At 71.8% G+C, this 16,126-nt stretch carries 11 protein-coding genes and 1 riboswitch; of the genes, 8 read left to right on the forward strand and 3 right to left on the reverse strand.

Features of this window, described 5'->3' with window-relative positions; genetic code table 11:
- Positions 1 to 86 precede the first annotated feature (86 nt).
- Positions 87 to 1,910, reverse strand: a complete 1,824-nt coding sequence (locus tag G515_RS0106775; protein WP_028659550.1) for a sigma factor-like helix-turn-helix DNA-binding protein — start codon at positions 1,908 to 1,910, stop codon at positions 87 to 89.
- 133 nt (positions 1,911 to 2,043) lie between these two features.
- Here G515_RS0106775 and G515_RS19925 point away from each other — a divergent pair, with 133 nt between their 5' ends.
- The 5 genes from G515_RS19925 to G515_RS0106800 all read left to right on the forward strand — a co-directional run bounded on the left by G515_RS19925 (position 2,044) and on the right by G515_RS0106800 (position 6,877).
- Entirely contained in the window at positions 2,044 to 3,363 is a 1,320-nt protein-coding gene (locus G515_RS19925; RefSeq protein ID WP_211220974.1) for a cell division protein PerM, read from the forward strand.
- A 9-nt stretch (positions 3,364 to 3,372) separates the two neighbouring features.
- Positions 3,373 to 3,984 carry a phosphoribosylglycinamide formyltransferase gene (purN, locus tag G515_RS0106785; RefSeq protein WP_028659551.1) on the forward strand — a complete coding sequence of 204 codons (612 nt, stop codon included), beginning with the start codon at positions 3,373 to 3,375 and terminating at the stop codon, positions 3,982 to 3,984.
- Between the two features lie 12 nt (positions 3,985 to 3,996).
- Positions 3,997 to 4,072, forward strand: a riboswitch (ZMP/ZTP riboswitch).
- Positions 4,073 to 4,104: 32 nt separating this feature from the next.
- Positions 4,105 to 5,670, forward strand: a complete 1,566-nt coding sequence (purH, locus tag G515_RS0106790; protein WP_028659552.1) for a bifunctional phosphoribosylaminoimidazolecarboxamide formyltransferase/IMP cyclohydrolase — start codon at positions 4,105 to 4,107, stop codon at positions 5,668 to 5,670.
- 13 nt (positions 5,671 to 5,683) lie between these two features.
- Positions 5,684 to 6,541 carry a bifunctional methylenetetrahydrofolate dehydrogenase/methenyltetrahydrofolate cyclohydrolase gene (locus G515_RS0106795; RefSeq protein ID WP_028659553.1) on the forward strand — a complete coding sequence of 286 codons (858 nt, stop codon included), beginning with the start codon at positions 5,684 to 5,686 and terminating at the stop codon, positions 6,539 to 6,541.
- 9 nt (positions 6,542 to 6,550) lie between these two features.
- Entirely contained in the window at positions 6,551 to 6,877 is a 327-nt protein-coding gene (locus G515_RS0106800) for a DUF3017 domain-containing protein (RefSeq protein WP_157571033.1), read from the forward strand.
- 113 nt (positions 6,878 to 6,990) lie between these two features.
- Here the strand turns inward: G515_RS0106800 and G515_RS0106805 are convergent, their stop codons facing one another.
- Positions 6,991 to 7,971: a malate dehydrogenase gene (locus G515_RS0106805; protein WP_036554729.1), complete on the reverse strand. Its 981-nt coding sequence runs from the start codon at positions 7,969 to 7,971 to the stop codon at positions 6,991 to 6,993.
- An 89-nt stretch (positions 7,972 to 8,060) separates the two neighbouring features.
- Here G515_RS0106805 and G515_RS0106810 point away from each other — a divergent pair, with 89 nt between their 5' ends.
- On the forward strand, positions 8,061 to 8,867 hold the full coding sequence (locus G515_RS0106810; protein WP_157571034.1) for a hypothetical protein: 807 nt from the start codon (positions 8,061 to 8,063) through the stop codon (positions 8,865 to 8,867).
- 15 nt (positions 8,868 to 8,882) lie between these two features.
- On the opposite strand, the gene G515_RS23025 is transcribed toward G515_RS0106810, so the two are convergent.
- On the reverse strand, positions 8,883 to 9,980 hold the full coding sequence (locus G515_RS23025; protein WP_084653245.1) for an MIP/aquaporin family protein: 1,098 nt from the start codon (positions 9,978 to 9,980) through the stop codon (positions 8,883 to 8,885).
- Between the two features lie 175 nt (positions 9,981 to 10,155).
- Between G515_RS23025 and G515_RS0106820 the strand changes: the two genes are divergently transcribed.
- On the forward strand, positions 10,156 to 12,345 hold the full coding sequence (locus G515_RS0106820) for an NADP-dependent isocitrate dehydrogenase (protein WP_028659557.1): 2,190 nt from the start codon (positions 10,156 to 10,158) through the stop codon (positions 12,343 to 12,345).
- 206 nt (positions 12,346 to 12,551) lie between these two features.
- On the forward strand, positions 12,552 to 16,115 hold the full coding sequence (locus G515_RS0106825; RefSeq protein WP_028659558.1) for an ATP-binding cassette domain-containing protein: 3,564 nt from the start codon (positions 12,552 to 12,554) through the stop codon (positions 16,113 to 16,115).
- Positions 16,116 to 16,126: the final 11 nt, after the last annotated feature.

Genomic DNA, 16,126 nt, shown 5'->3' on the forward strand with positions numbered 1-16,126 from the left:
GACTCAACGGTCCGGGAGGACCGACTCAACGGTCCGGGAGGACCGACTCAACGGTCCGGGAGGACCGACTCAACGGTCCGGAGTGGTCAGGACAGGTAGCCGAGGCGGTCCTGGGCGCGGTCGCTGAGGGTGGCGAAGTCGCCGGCGACCATCTGCACCGAGTCGGCGGGGATGAACCCGAGCTGGGAGACGTTGCGGCCTTCGCGGATGATCGACATCTGGTAGACGACGGTCCGGTTGTCGGAGACCTCCACCGAGACCCGCCACAGGGTGAGGTCACGCTGCTTGGCCCGCTCGGAGGAGAGCTCGGTGACGTCGACGGTGAGATCACGGTCCTGGCAGCTGGACATCTTGGTGCGCACCTGCTCGACGAAGCGCCGGGCCGCGGCCTGGTTCCTCAGCTGGCCGACCGACTGGGTCAGTCCGAATTCCTCGGGTAGCCGGGCCGCCTCCGGGATGACGAAGGAGCGAGTACGCCCCTTGCTCACCGCGTCGGTGTTGAAGGAGGTGGTGTCGCACCGAGTCGCGGCAAGGTTGACCGTGGCCCGCTGCGGTCGGGTGCCGACCCAGGGCTTGTTCACACCGGTGACGGGCGGGAGATCGACCTCGTCCAGCATCGCGGGGTTGCGACCGATGGGCAGCGGCTTGACCTCACGGGTCACGGGCACCCGGGCGCACGCGCCGGCCTCGGGGAGATCGCAGACTCCGTTGACCGAGTCCGCGAGCAGTCCGCTGATCCCAGTGCTGTTCTTCAGCTGCTTCGGCGGCAGCTGGGCGGCCACCGTGGTGGTCAACTGACCGGTCCGGGCGACACCGACGGCGATGGTGCGCACGGGGTCGGCCCAGTTCTGGAGGAGCACGATGCTGGCTTCGTCGCCGACGCGGCGCACCTGTTCGGTGGAGAGCAGTTGGAAGCGGGAGTCCTGGCAGGCGGCGTACCAGGTCAGCGCGTTGTCGTAGGCGGCCTCGGCGCCCGCTTCGCTGCCCGCCACCTCGGCGGAGGAACCCACGGCGGCGTCGGGCGTGCGGCCGGTGAAGGTGCGCACCAGTGAGGACTCGACGTCCTTGCCGGCGTACCGCTGCCGATGACAGGGGAGGAGCAGGCCGTCGTCGGCGGAGCTGTCGGAGGTCAGATCGACCCGCCACCGCCCGGGGAGGCGGCCGTTGACCTGCTCGGCGGTCACCAGATCGGTCGATTCGAGTTCGGGGACCGGAGCGCTGCTGGAGGGACTCTCACCCGGCCCGGTCAACCGGAGACCGTCCAGGGTGGGGCCGCTCTGACCATCGCTGGTGACGGCCCATCCGGTGCCCAGCAGTACGACGACCGCGGCCGCGGCCGCGGCGAAGGTGTGGGTACGACGGCGCCGGGTGCCGGCCCGGGTCAGGGTGTCCGCCTCGGGCCACGAGACGTCGTCCAGGTGGGCGGCCATCGGCGCGAAGACCGACGGGATCGCGGTGCTCTCGACCTCGCGGGAGAGGCTGAACGCGGAGCTGGCGGACTGCAGTTCGCGCTCCACACGCGCGCGGGCGAGGCCGACCTCCCGGGCGATCTGGTCGAGGGGGAGTCGGCTGAGGTGGGCGAGCAGCAACACCTTCCGCTGCACCAGCGGGAGCTTGCCCAACGCCGCCAGAGTGTCGCGGACCTCGTCCGGGACGTCCTTCTCCTTGTGGAAGGGGCGGGTCGTGTGCCGGCGCAACGCCCGGCTCCATGCCTGCGGCCGCACGTAGCTCTCGGGGTCGTCGAGCCGGCTGACCTTGCGCCAGTGGTGCCAGCTGACCGTGAGCGCGTCGCGGACGGCGGCCTGGGCGGCGGGCAGATCACCGGTGAGTGCCCAGGTCTGGAGGAGGAGCCGGTCGCGGACCTCTCGATAGAAGGTCGCGAAGGCAGCTGGGTCGGGCTTGTTGCTCATGACCGTGCCGAGTCTAGGCGGGCCGTGGTCGGGGCAGGCCGTCCGCGTGACGGTGGCCTGTCCCACACCGGGCCAAGACCGGATCCGGCGTGCCTGCGTGAACCGGCGACCTCGCCGGGTCAGGATGGCCACGATGACGTCCCTGCTGCACTCACCCGCGCGCGCCGCCAGCGGTCTCGCCGCTGACCTGCGTCATCGCCGTCCGCTGGTCCTGGTCGCCGCCCTGGCCGGCCTGCTCGCCGCCCTGGGCACGCTGGTGCTCTGCCTGGCGGTCGGCGTGGTCGGCTGGTTCCTCAGCGACGCCGGGGCGCACGGGACGCCGAGCGAGGCCCTCCGCGTCGGGGCGCTGGGTTGGTTGCTGGCGCACGGTTCCGGCATCGAGGTGGCCGGCACCACGATCAGCGCCGTACCCCTCGGCCTCACCCTGCTGTGCGGTTGGTCCTGCTGGCGGCTGGGGCTGGGGGCCGGCGACGCGATCTCGGGGCACGGACCCGACGCGGAGCGGTTGGCGGACGGGGAGCGCGACTACACCGTGCCGGTGGGGGCGGGCGTGTTCGCGTTGGCCTACGCCGCCATGGCGGTGCTGGTGGCGACGCTGGCCGGCTCGCCGTCCGCCGGGCGGGTCTTCGGCTGGTCCCTGCTGCTCGCGCTCGGCGCCGGCGGCACCGCGATCGCGGTGGGTTCGGGGCGGGCATCGGTGTGGCTGGCGCTGCTCCCGGAGTCGGTGCGCGCGAGCGTGGCGGCGGCCCGATCGATCCTGCTGGGCTGGCTGCTGGTCTCCGCTGCCGTCCTGCTGATCGCGTTCGTGGCCGACCTCGACACCGCGATCAACATCTTCTCCCAGCTGCACACCGACGCCGGCGCGGTCGTGCTGTACGCCCTGATCTGCGTGCTGCTGCTGCCGAACGCCGTGCTGTTCGCCAGCTCCTACCTGCTCGGTCCGGGCTTCGCGGTCGGCGCCGGCACCGTGGTCGCCCCGGGGGCGGTGTCCCTCGGAGCGCTGCCGCTGTTCCCACTGCTGGCGGCGCTCCCGGACGCCGGTGACCCCCCGGCCTGGACCCCCGCCCTGATGGCGCTCGCACCACTCACCGCGGCCGCGGGGGTGTTGCACGCCCAGCGTCGGCGTCCCACCGCCAGTTGGGAGGAGGGCGCCGTACGTGGCATGGCGGGCGGCCTCCTCGCCGCGGTGCTGCTCTGCTTGCTCTCGCTGCTCGCCGGGGGAGCGGTCGGTCCGGGTCGGATGGCACAGGTCGGCCCGTTCGTGGGTGACCTCCTCATCCACGTCCTCACCGCCTTCGGCCTGGCCGGCCTCGTGGCCGGGCTGGCCGGTGTGTGGTGGCAGCGTCGCTCCATGACTCGTGCACAGGGCCCCGCCAGCGCGACCACGGACACCGCGGTACGGCCCCGGGCGAGCGCCGAGTCGGCGGAGACCACCGAGGACGAGGACGTCTAGACTTCCGGCGTGCCAGCCGCTCGCCTCGTCGTCCTCGTGTCCGGTTCGGGCACCAACCTGCAGGCCCTGCTCGATGCCTGCGCCGATCCTGCCTACGGGGCGGAGGTGGTCGCCGTCGGTGCCGACCGCACCGGCATCGTCGGGCTCGAGCGGGCCGAGCGGGCGGGTGTCCCCACCTTCGTCCAGCGTGTCCAGGACCACGCCGGCCGGGCCGAGTGGGACGCCGCGCTGACCACCGCGGTGGCCGCGTATCGGCCCGACCTGGTGGTCCTGGCCGGCTTCATGAAGCTGGTCGGCGAGGACTTCCTCGCCCACTTCGGCGGCCGCACGGTCAACACCCACCCGGCGCTCTCGCCGTCCTTCCCCGGCATGCACGGACCCAGGGATGCACTCGAGTACGGCGTCAAGGTGACCGGTTGCACCCTCTTCGTGGTCGATGCCGGCGTCGACACCGGCGCCATCGTCGCGCAGCGGGCGGTGCCGGTCGAGGACGACGACGACGTCGAGGCGCTGCACGAGCGGATCAAGGTGGCCGAGCGGGGGGTGCTCGTCGACACCGTCGGCCGGATGGCCCGCGAGGGCTGGTCGGTCGACGGGAGGCGGGTTCGGCTGGGAGCCTAGTTCCCGGATAGGATCGGGGCACACGACTGGCGCAGGTGGGTCACCACCAGGGAGTGACGAGCCGGCATCGACCGCCTGGGTGCCCTCATCGAGATCAACGTAGCGATGAGGAGTGGAACCGTGGCACAGGACCGGATCGCGATCAAGCGGGCACTGGTGTCCGTCTATGACAAGACCGGGCTCGAGCAGCTCGTCCGAGGACTGCATGAGGCCGGCGTCGCGCTGGTCTCCACCGGCGGGTCCGCGCGGCTGATCGCCGAGCTCGGGCTCCCGGTGACCAAGGTGGAGGAGCTGACCGGCTTCCCCGAGTGCCTCGACGGCCGGGTCAAGACCCTGCACCCCCGCGTGCACGCCGGGATCCTGGCCGACCGCCGGCTCGAGTCGCATGTGGCCCAGCTCGAGGAGCTCGAAGTGGAGCCGTTCGACCTGGTGGTGTGCAACCTCTACCCGTTCCGCGAGACCGTCGCCTCGGGCGCGGCTCCCGACGACGTGGTCGAGCAGATCGACATCGGCGGCCCCTCGATGGTCCGCGCCGCCGCCAAGAACCACCCGTCGGTCGCCATCGTCACCAGCCCGGAGCGGTACGTCGACGTGCTGGCCGCGGCCGGTGCCGGCGGCTTCACCCTCGACCAGCGCAAGGCCCTGGCAGCCGAGGCGTTCGCCCACACCGCGGCGTACGACTCGGCGGTGGCGAACTGGTTCGCCGCCTCCTACGTCGGTGCGGAGGACGGCTGGCCCGCCTTCGCCGGCGAGGCGTGGGAGAAGCAGGCGGTGTTGCGCTACGGCGAGAACCCCCACCAGCAGGCCGCGCTGTACTCCGACGGCACCGGCGGTCTGGCCGGCGCCGAGCAGTTGCACGGCAAGGAGATGTCCTACAACAACTACGTGGACACCGACGCCGCCCGTCGGGCTGCGAACGAATTCGGCGAGCCGGCGGTCGCGATCATCAAGCACGCCAACCCGTGCGGCATCGCGGTCGGCACCGACATCGCCGAGGCGCACCGGCGCGCGCACGCCTGCGACCCGGTCTCCGCCTTCGGTGGCGTCATCGCCAGCAACCGGCCGGTCTCGGTCGAGATGGCCCAGCAGGTGTCCGAGGTCTTCACCGAGGTGATCGTCGCCCCTGGCTACGACGACGGCGCCGTGGAGATCCTGCAGGGCAAGAAGAACATCCGGATCCTGGTCTGCACCGCGGAGAGCGGCGAGCAGCCTGCCGAGTTCCGGCAGATCAGCGGCGGCGTCCTGGTCCAGATGCGCGACCACGTCGACGCCGTCGTGGAGGACGGTGGGGACGACCCGGCGACCTGGACCCTCGCGACCGGCGAGGCAGCCTCTCCCGAGGTGCTCGCCGACCTCGCCTTCGCCTGGAAGGCCTGCCGCTCGGTGAAGTCCAACGCGATCCTGCTCGCCGCGGACGGCGCCTCGGTCGGCGTCGGCATGGGCCAGGTCAACCGGGTCGACTCGTGCAAGCTGGCCGTCGAGCGGGCGGGGGAGCGCGCGGCCGGTTCGGTGGCCGCCTCGGACGCCTTCTTCCCCTTCTCCGACGGCCCCCAGATCCTGTTGGACGCCGGCGTGAAGGCGATCGTCCAGCCCGGTGGCTCGGTGCGCGATGAGCAGACCGTCGAGGCCTGCCGCGCGGCCGGGGTCACGATGTACTTCACCGGCACCCGCCACTTCTTCCACTGATCGCGAGGCCGAGATGACCGCTCAGAAACTCGACGGCACCGCGACCGCCAAGGCGATCAAGGACGAACTGCGCGAGCGCGTGGCCGTGCTCCGTGCGGCCGGCGTCCAGCCCGGTCTGGGCACGATCCTGGTCGGCGACGACCCGGGGTCGCGCTGGTATGTCAACGGCAAGCACAAGGACTGCGCCGAGGTCGGCATCGAGTCGATCCGGATCGACCTGCCCGGCACCGCGACGCAGGAGGAGATCGAGGACGCGGTCAGGGTGCTCAACCAGGACCCCGCCTGCACCGGCTACATCGTGCAGCTCCCGCTGCCGAAGGGCATCGACGAGAACCGCGTGCTCGGCCTGATCGACCCCGCCAAGGACGCCGACGGCCTGCATCCCACCAACCTCGGCTGGCTGGTCCTCGGCAAGCCCGCCCCGCTGCCCTGTACGCCGGCCGGGATCGTCGAGCTGCTGCGTCGCCACGGCGTCGAGCTGGCCGGGGCCGAGGTGGCCGTGGTGGGCCGCGGGGTGACGGTGGGGCGTCCGCTGGGGCTGCTGCTGACGCGGCGCAGCGAGAACTCCACCGTGACGCTGTGCCACACCGGCACCCGCGACCTGGCCGCGCACATCAGGAACGCGGACATCGTGGTGGCCGCCGCCGGCGTACCCGGCATCATCACCGCCGACATGGTCAAGCCCGGAGCGGCCCTGCTCGACGTGGGTGTCTCCCGGGTCGATGGCAAGCTCGCCGGTGACCTAGCCGCGGATGTCTGGGACGTCGCCGGCTGGGTCTCGCCCAACCCCGGCGGGGTCGGACCGATGACGCGCGCGATGTTGCTCTCCAACATCGTGCTCAACGCCGAGAACGCGCTGGCGGATCGGTAGTTTGACCCTGTGAGCGAGCAGGCCGAGGGCGAACAGCAGGCCGAGCAACCCGAGCACCGTCGGCACCCCTCGACGGTGGGAGGTGCGGTGTTCCTGGTGGTGCTGGTGGTCGCCCTGGCCGGGATCGGCATCGTGACCGCGGACCGCTGGCGGCTCGGCATCCAGTGCGTGGCGGGAGCGCTGGGGGCCGCGGCCCTGGTCCGGCTCGTCCTTCCTCGCCGGGACGCCGGCATGCTCGCGGTGCGGAGTCGATGGCTCGACGTCACGCTGCTCGCCGTACTCGCCGGGCTGCTGTGGTTCCTGGCCGGGAGCATCCCGGACCAGCCCACGATGTGACCCTCCGCGTTGGAGCGCCCCGCCCCAGCCTGGCGAGCCCGACAAGCGGCCCGCCGGGCGACGGGGTGTCGGGCGCGCCTGCCGGGGCGGGTACGCCGCGAGCAGCGGTGCGCTCAGACCAGGCCGAGTGACTCCACGGCCGCCTTCTCCTCCAACAGCTCGGCCACGGAGGCGTCGATGCGGGAGCGGGAGAAGTCGTCGATCCGGAGGTCCGGAACGATCCGCCACTCACCGCCGCCGGTGGTGACGGGGAAGGAGCTGACCAGACCCTCCGGGACGCCGTAGGAGCCGTCGGAGATCACCGCCATCGAGCCCCAATCGTCGGCCGGCGTACCGCTGAGCCAGGTGCGGGCGGCGTCCAGGGTCGCCGAGGCCGCGGAGGCGGCCGAGGAGAGCCCGCGCGCCTCGATGATCGCGGTGCCGCGCTTGGCCACCGTGGGGATGAAGTCCTCCTCCACCCAGGTCCGGTCCACCAGCTCCAGGGCGGGCCGGCCGTCGACAAGCGCGTGGGTGAGGTCGGGGTACTGCGTCGCGGAGTGATTGCCCCAGATGGTCATCTTGGCGATGTCGTGCGCGGGCACCCCGGTCTTCAGCGAGAGCTGGGCGATCGCACGGTTGTGGTCCAGGCGGGTCAGCGCGGAGAACCGCTCGCGGGGGATGTCGGGTGCGTTGGCAGCGGTGATGAGCGCGTTGGTGTTGGCGGGGTTGCCGGTCACCTGGACCCGGACGTTGTCGGCGGCGACCTCGTTCAGTGCCCGGCCCTGCGCGGTGAAGATGGCGCCGTTGGCCTCGAGGAGGTCCTTGCGTTCCATGCCCGCCGACCGGGGGCGCGCCCCGACGAGCAGGGCCAGCTCGACCCCGTCGAAGACCTGCTGGGGGTCATCGCCGATCTCGATGCCGGCCAGGTGCGGGAAGGCGCAGTCGTCGAGTTCCATCACCACCCCCTCGAGCGCCTTCAGAGCGGGCGTGATCTCGAGGAGCCGGAGCTCGACCTCGCGTTCGCCGGCGAGGGCGCCCGAGGCGATCCGGAAGAGCAGGGAGTAGCCGATCTGTCCGGCGGCACCGGTGACCGCCACCTTCAGGGGAGTCGTCACGCCGGTCACCGTAGCAGCGAAGTGATCTGGCCCACAGGAGGTCGCCGGCCCTTCTCCGGCGAGTCCGGTCGATGGGGGATGCTGGCACCGTGCAGGTATCTCGCCCTTGGGTCGTCAGGGCCGTCGTCACCGCCTCGCTGGTGCTGACCCCGGTACTGACCGGGTGCGGCACCTTCTCCCGCACCGAGCCGCCTACCGGGGTGGATCAGCTGACCATCCCGACCCCCTCGCCCGATCCGGCCGACTTCGTCGCGACGGTGGACAATCCGTGGCTGCCGCTGGAGCAGGGCCGGGTGAGCACGTACGCCGTCGAACTCCCCTCCGGCGGTCACGGAGTGCGGACGGTGTCGGTCCAGTCGGGGACCGAGCGCATCGCCGGCGTGCTGACCACGGTGGTCCTCGAGAGACTCACCGGCGACGCCGGCGGGATTCTCGACCGGGCCTTCTACTACTACGCCCAGGACCGGGACGGCAACGTGTGGTGGTTCGGCCGGCGCGACGCCGATGCCGAGGGCGCCGGTGCGGAAGCCGGGAGCGGCAATCCGCCGAGCCCCTCGACCGCACCGGAGGACACCTGGCGGGCCGGCGAGGGCGGCGCTCAGGCCGGGCTGGTGATGGCGGCCGGACCTCGGCTGGGCGACGGCTACCGGACGGCGTACCTGCCCGGCGTGTTGGAGCCGGTCGCGACGGTGACGGAGGTCGAGAAGGGTCGCGTGGAGCTCGAGATCGGGCCTGGAGGTGGGGAGCAGGAAGCCCCCGGCTCCGTCGGAACGGAACCGGGGGCTGTGACCTCCGAGGTCGTGACCGAGGTCTACGAGCTCGGCCTGGGGCTCACCCGGCGCGAGGAGGAGCCCAGCGGCCAGATCGAGTCGCTGACCTCCACGCTGCGTCGGTGAGTGCTGCTGTGCGGCTCAGCCCTGCGGGGGCTGGTCGACGGGCTTCCACTGCTGGGCGGCGTAATCCCACTGCCAGCCGTCCTGGATGATCACCGGCTGATCGGCCGGCGGGGGCGCCTCGGTGCCCTCGCCCTTGATCACGGTGCGGCCGTCCTCCTCATCGGTCCAGGGGGCGGCGTGCTGAGCGGGGGACTGCGGCGCCTGCGGGGCCTGCTGCTCCGGCTGCGGAGCGGCGTACCCCTGCTGCTGCGGGTAACCCTGCTGGCTCCAGTCCTGCTGCTGGTTCCACTCCTGCTGGAGCTGGTCGGGTGCGCCCCAGGCGGGTGCCGCGGCGGGGGCCGCACCGAACCGCAGGCCCGAGCCCGGCACATCCTCGTCGCCGCGACCGAACAGGACCGGCATCAGCAGGCCGGCCAGGGCGGCACCCACCAGTGGCGCCAGGATGAAGAGCCACAGTTGAAGGATGACGTCGAAGTCGAAGGTCATGATCGCCGGTCCGATGGACCGGGCTGGGTTGACCGAGGTGCCGGTGGCGGGGATCGCGACGAAGTGGATCGCGGCCAGGGTGAGGCCGATCGCCAGCGGGGCCATCCCCGGGTGGTCGTTGCGGATGTCGGTGACGGCCAGGATGACCATCACGAAGAGGAAGGTCATCACCAGTTCGAGGCCGAAGGCGGCGATCCAGGAGTAGTCGCCGGGGGACAGGTCGCCGTAGGCGTTCTGTCCGAGGCCGATCTGCTCGACGTCGTAGGCGGGGAAACCCTCGACGAGGATCCGGAGGACGATCGCGCCGACGAGTGCGCCCACGACCTGGGCGGCGGCGTACAGGGCTGCATCGATCCAAGCGATCCGGCCGGCGATCGCAGCACCGAGGGAGACCGCGGGGTTGAAGTGTCCGCCGGACACCTTGCCGAAGGCGTAGACCATCACCACGATGGCGATACCGAAGGTGAGGCCGACGGTGGTGATGGTCGGGAAGAGCGCCAGTGCGTCCCTCCCCGCGGCTGAGATGGCGAAGATGACCGAGCCGCAGCCGAAGAAGACGAGCACGAACGTGCCGATCGCCTCCGCGGTCAATTTCTGGACGAGTGTGGGTGTCGCCGTGTCAGACATGTCCTGCAGCTGCCCTTCTCCGAGTGGGTCCAACGAGAGGTCGCGAACGACTCTAGACCTTTCCCGCCGTGTGCGTGGGATGCGAAGCTGGGCGCGCGGACACGGCGTTCGGTGCCGTCAGGTATCTTGACGTCGAGGTATCTTTCCACGCTCGAGTTCAGGAGCCGCCCGAACCATGGCCACGATCATCTACACGCACACCGACGAGGCGCCCCTGCTGGCGACCTACTCCTTCCTTCCCGTCGTCTCCGCGTACGCCGCCAAGGCCGGCGTACCCGTCGAGACCCGCGACATCTCGGTGGCCGCGCGCATCCTCGCCCAGTTCGGTCTGGCCGATGACGCGCTGGCCGAGCTCGGTGAGCTGGCCAAGACGCCCGAGGCGAACATCGTCAAGCTGCCCAACATCTCGGCCTCGGTGCCGCAGCTGAAGGCGGCCATCAAGGAGCTGCAGGAGAAGGGCTTCGCGGTCCCCAACTACCCGGAGGACCCCTCCACCCCGGAGGAGAAGGAGATCCGGGCGAAGTTCGACAAGGTCAAGGGATCGGCGGTCAACCCGGTCCTGCGCGAAGGCAACTCCGACCGGCGCGCCCCCGCCTCGGTGAAGAACTACGCCAAGAGCCACCCGCACACCAACAAGCCGTTCGGTGAGGGGTCGAAGACCAACGTCGCCACCATGGGCGAGCACGACTTCAAGAGCAACGAGAAGTCGGTGACCATCACCGCCGACGACACCCTGTCGATCGTGCTCGAGACCACGGCCGGCGAGAAGGTCGTGCTCAAGGAGTCGCTGCCGGTCATCGCCGGCGAGATCGTCGACGCCACCAAGATGGACGTCGCCCAGCTCAACGCCTTCCTCCGCAACGCCATCGCCCGGGCCGAGGCGGACGACGTGCTCTTCTCGGTCCACCTCAAGGCGACCATGATGAAGGTCTCCGACCCGATCATCTTCGGCCACGTGGTGAAGGCCTACTTCGCCGAGGTCTTCGAGAAGTACGGCGCCGACCTCGCCGCCGCCGGTCTCTCCGCCAACGACGGCCTGGGCTCGATCCTGCCGGCGCTGGACGGGCTCGCCAACGGCTCGGAGATCAAGGCCGCCTTCGAGGCCGCGCTCGCCTCGGGTGCGCGCCTCTCCTACGTCAACTCCGACAAGGGCATCACCAACCTGCACGTCCCCTCGGACGTGATCGTGGACGCCTCGATGCCGGCGATGATCCGCAACGGCGGACGGATGTGGGGCGTCGACGGTGGGGAGGCCGAGACCCTCGCCGTCATCCCGGACTCCTCCTACGCCAGCGTCTACCAGGCCGTCATCGACGACGTGAAGGCCAACGGCCCGCTCGACCCGGCCACGATCGGCAGCGTCCCCAACGTCGGCCTGATGGCGCAGAAGGCCGAGGAGTACGGCTCACACGACAAGACCTTCGAGATCCCGGCCGCCGGCACCGTCCGCGTGCTCGGCTCGAACGGCGAGGCGCTGCTCGAGCACGACGTCGAGGCCGGAGACATCTGGCGCGCCTGCCAGACCAAGGACGTCCCGATCCGCGACTGGGTCAAGCTCGCCGTCAACCGCGCCCGCGCCTCGGCGACCCCGGCGATCTTCTGGCTCGACGAGACCCGTGCGCACGACGCCCAGCTGATCAAGAAGGTCGAGGCCTACCTGCCCGAGCACGACACCACCGGTCTGGAGATCCAGGTCCTCGCCCCGGCCCTCGCGACGGCGTACTCGCTGGAGCGGATGCGGCGCGGCGAGGACACCATCTCGGTGACCGGCAACGTCCTGCGCGACTACAACACCGACCTCTTCCCGATCCTCGAGGTCGGCACCTCGGCCAAGATGCTCTCCGTGGTCCCGTTGATCGCCGGCGGCGGTCTGTTCGAGACCGGCGCGGGCGGCTCGGCACCCAAGCACGTGCAGCAGCTGGTCGAGGAGAACTACCTGCGCTGGGACAGCCTGGGTGAGTTCTTCGCCCTCGTGCCCGCCTTCGAGAAGTACGCCGAGCAGGCCGGCGTCCCGGCGGCGACGGTGCTCGCCGGCGCGCTCGACCGCGCGACCGCGACCTTCCTCGAGGAGGACCGGTCCCCGGGTCGCAAGCTGGGCACCCTCGACAACCGCGGCTCGCACTTCTACCTGGCGCTGTACTGGGCCAAGGAGCTGGCTGCCCAGACCGAGGACGCCGACCTGGCTGCGGCGTTCGCTCCGCTGGCCGAGAAGCTCACCGCGGGCGAGGCGACCATCGTCGAGGAGCTCAAGGCCGTGCAGGGCGAGCCCGCCGACATCGGGGGCTACTACTACCCCGACGGCGAGAAGATCGACAAGGTGATGCGTCCCTCCGCCACGCTCAACGGCGCCCTCGCGACGCTGTAACTGTTGGCGCGAGCGTGTCGCCGCACGGGTGCGTGCAACGGACAAGGTGCACCCGCCCGGCGGCACGCTGCCGCGCGTGGGACGGGAGCTGATCCCGTCGCCCGGGCCCCGTCCGGCTCACCGGAGTCGGCGGGGCCTGTCCGCGTCCGGAGCACTTGAAAACCAGGGGAGAACTGTCGGTGTGGTGGCGTAGCGTCAACGAGGCCATGACGGACACGTTGACCAGACCTCTTCCGACCGAGGTCACCCGTTCCACGGATCCTGCGCGCCGGGTGGACTGGCGTCGACTCCGCGGCCGCGTGACCGTGGCCGCGTTGATCGCCTCCGCGCTCGCGGCGCTGGGGCAGAGCCTGGGCACCGTGGTCGCCGGCCAGTTGGCCGAGGATCCCTCCAGCACCCTGATCTGGCTGCTGACCCTGTGCGTGGTCGGAGCGGCCCTCGTGGACACCGTCGGCCGGGTGGCCTGGTCGGGGGTGAGCGACCGGGCGGAGGGTCGGTTGCGCGCAGACCTGCTGACCGCGGCGCTGCATCAGCCCCTGGGGGCGTTGAACGAGCAGGCCGTGGGCGAGATCCTCGACCGGGTCGACGACGACACCCACGAGGTCGGCACCCTGGTGCGGCTGCACCTGTGGATCGTCGCGCGCACCCTCTTCGGCGTCCTCCCGATGTGGGTGATCGCCGGGCTGACCTGGTGGCCGGCCTGGCTGCTCTTCCCCCTCATGGCGGCCGTGACCGGGTGGGCGATCCGTCCCCTGCTCGGGGAGATCGCGCGCCGCAAGGTCGTCGAGGAGATGGCCTGGACCGACCACGCGGCCGCCTTGGAGGAGGGCATCGCCGGCCGCGACGACCTCCGCACCAGCCTCGGGCAGGCCCATGTCGTCCGTCGGCTCGCACGACTCTCGGCCGAGGTGCACTCTCGGTTCCGCGCGGTGGTGGAGGTCGAGAGCAGGCTCGTGCGTCGCGCCGGCCTGTTGCTCTACACCCTGCTGGTCGCCGTGGCGGTGGCCGGCGTCGCGCTCGCCGCCGACGGGTCTCTCTCGGTGGGTGCGCTGGTGACCCTCTTCCTGATCACCTCCACCTTCGTCGGCCAGATCACGATGGTGGCCGAGCACCTCCCCGACCTCCAGGCGGGGCTGGGCGCGATCATGCGGTTGCGGCAGCTGCTGGGAGCCGACGAGGAGCCGGTCGGCGGGCAGTCCCTACCGGCGGGTGCCGTCGACATCGAGGTGCGTTCCCTCGAGTTCAGCTACGCCGAGGGCACCTTCGCGCTCCACGACATCGACCTGCGCGTGCCGGCCGGCCAGACGATCGCCCTGGTGGGGCGCACGGGTTCGGGCAAGTCCACACTCGCCTCGATGCTGTCCCGCGCCGTGGAGCCGCCGCCGGGGGCGGTGTTCCTCGGCGGTGTCGACGTCACCGAGCTCGACCTGCAGGGCCTACGCCGAGCGGTGGGTGTGGTCACCCAGCGCACCGAGATCCTGGCCGGCACCCTCGCCGAGAACATCGCCCTCTTCGCCGAGAAGCCGCGCACCGAGATCGAGGCCGCCGTCTCCGAGCTGGGGCTCGACGACTGGGTCGCCGGTCTGCCCGAGGGCCTCGACACCCTGCTCGGCCCCGGCGGCACGACCCTCTCGGCGGGTGAGGAGCAGTTGGTCGCCTTCGCCAGGCTGCTGGTGCGCGACGTGCGGGTCGTGGTGCTCGACGAGGCCACCGCCCGGATGGACCCGCTGACCGAGCGTCGGGTCGTGGCGGCGGCCGACCGGCTGCTCAGCGGACGCACCGGGGTGTTGGTCGCCCATCGGCTCACCACCACCGAGCGCGCCCAACTGGTCGGCGTGCTCGACCGCGGGCGTCTGGTCCAGCACGGCCCCCGGGCCGAGCTGGCCGAGCATCCCGGGCCGTTCCACGACCTGCTCCAGGCCAGCCTCGGCCTGCGCGCGCGGGCGCTGGACAGCGTGGGCCTGGAGAGCACGGAGGCGGTCCCCGCGTCGGCGGGCGCGGAGGGACGGGAATCCGCGGCCGCTGAGGCGGCCGCGATCGGCGGGCGTCGCCGTACGGGGCCGCCACCGGAGCTACCCGAGGTGGGCACCGGTCCGAGCCTGACCCGCGGCATCGCGCACACCCTCTCGGTGCGGCCGTGGTGGGGCATCCTCGGCGCCGCGATGTTCCTGCTCGCCGCGACCGTCGGCGCCCAGGGGGCGATCACCGGCATGCTGTGGGGCCGCCTGGTCGTCGACCTGCAGGACGGCGGCACTCCGGCGCTGCTGACCGTGGCGCTGGTGCTGTGCCTGGTCGCGGCACCCGTGCTGCTGGCCGACGCGTTCTGGCGCTACCCGCGCTGGTGGGTGGAGGTCATGCTCCGTGCGCGGATGGCCGTGCTCTACGGGCAGACCCGGCAGCATCGGCTGCCGCGCACCCCGCCCGGTGAGGTGGTGGCCCGCTCGATGGACGCCGACCGCTACGCCCGCTACGCCGACCGCTGGGTCGACTTCGTCAACGGACTGGTCATCGCGGCCCTCACCGCGCTCCTGGGCGGCACCTGGCTCGCCGGCGGGATCCTGCTCGCGGTGATGGTCGCCTCCGGCCTCGCCTCCGCACTCGGTCGACCCCTGGCCGGCCGCTCCGCGGCTGCGTCCTCCGCCGCCCGCGCCGGCTTCGGGCGCGCGCTGGTCTCCGCTCTGGAGTCGGCGCGCACGGTCAAGCTCGCCGCGGCGACCCCCGACGTGCACACGCATCTGCGGCACGTCGACGCCGGCCGGGTGCGGGCCGCGGTGTGGGAGCACCGGGTCCAGGCGGTCCTCGACGGGGTGCCCATCGTGATGGTCCAGCTCGGCGTGGTCGCCGCTTGGGCCGCCCTGGTGTGGGGATGGTGGGGCCTGGCCACCGCGCTGCTGGTCTCGGGCGCGGTCAACGGTTTCGACTGGTTCGGCAGGGTGGCCGGCTCGGTGATCACCGAGGCACCGGGCACCCGGGCCTGGCAGAAGGCCACCAGCAGGTTCGCCGGCGGCCGGGACCTGATGGACCTCCCGCCCGGTGTGGACCTGGTCGCCGGCGAGGCACCCGAGCCCGCCGCCGTGGTGGCCGAGCCGCTGCAGCGACTCGAACTCGTCGGGCTCAGCGCCATCCACGACGACGGCACCCTCGGCGTCAGCGACGTCGATCTCACCATCGAGGCCGGCGAACTCGTGTTGATGGTCGGTCAGGTGGGCGCAGGCAAGTCCAGCCTGATCGGCGCCCTCGCCGGGCTGGTCGAGCACACCGGTCAGATCCGGTGGAACGACCGGGTGATCGAGGACGCCCAGGTCTTCCTGCGTCCGGGGCAGGTCGCGCACGTGGCGCAGGTGCCGAGGGTCCTGTCCGGCACCTTCGCCGACAACGTCCAGCTCGGGCACGTCCGGGCCTTCGACCGGCCGGTCGCCGATGCCCGCCTGGAGAGCGACGTCGTGGAGGCCGGTGGCCAGCACGCCCTGGTCGGGCACCGAGGTGTCCGACTCTCCGGGGGGCAGGTGCAGCGGCTGGCGCTGGCGCGCGCGCTGGCGGCCGAGACCGAGCTCCTCCTGGCCGACGACGTGTCGAGCGCCCTCGACGCCAGCACCGAGATCGAGCTCTGGACCAGTCTGCGCGACCGTCACACCACCGTGATCGGGGCGACCACCAAGCACGCGGCCCTGGCCCAGGCCGACCGGGTGGTGGTGCTGGTCGAGGGGCACATCGTCGCGACCGGCCCCTGGTCCCAGCTGGTGCGTCGGTGGGGCCACCTGGCCGGCTGACAGGGCGGAGG

It is taken from the genome of Nocardioides insulae DSM 17944 (assembly GCF_000422825.1).
GTDB classification, from domain to species: Bacteria; Actinomycetota; Actinomycetes; order Propionibacteriales; family Nocardioidaceae; genus Nocardioides; species Nocardioides insulae.

Coding starts and splice junctions, on each gene's coding strand:
- G515_RS0106775 (WP_028659550.1), bottom strand. CDS start 1,910: ATGAGCAACAAGCCCGACCCAGCTGCCTTCGCGACCTTCTATCGAGAG.
- G515_RS19925 (WP_211220974.1), top strand. CDS start 2,044: ATGACGTCCCTGCTGCACTCACCCGCGCGCGCCGCCAGCGGTCTCGCC.
- G515_RS0106795 (WP_028659553.1), top strand. CDS start 5,684: ATGACCGCTCAGAAACTCGACGGCACCGCGACCGCCAAGGCGATCAAG.
- G515_RS23025 (WP_084653245.1), bottom strand. CDS start 9,980: ATGTCTGACACGGCGACACCCACACTCGTCCAGAAATTGACCGCGGAG.
- G515_RS0106820 (WP_028659557.1), top strand. CDS start 10,156: ATGGCCACGATCATCTACACGCACACCGACGAGGCGCCCCTGCTGGCG.
- G515_RS0106825 (WP_028659558.1), top strand. CDS start 12,552: ATGACGGACACGTTGACCAGACCTCTTCCGACCGAGGTCACCCGTTCC.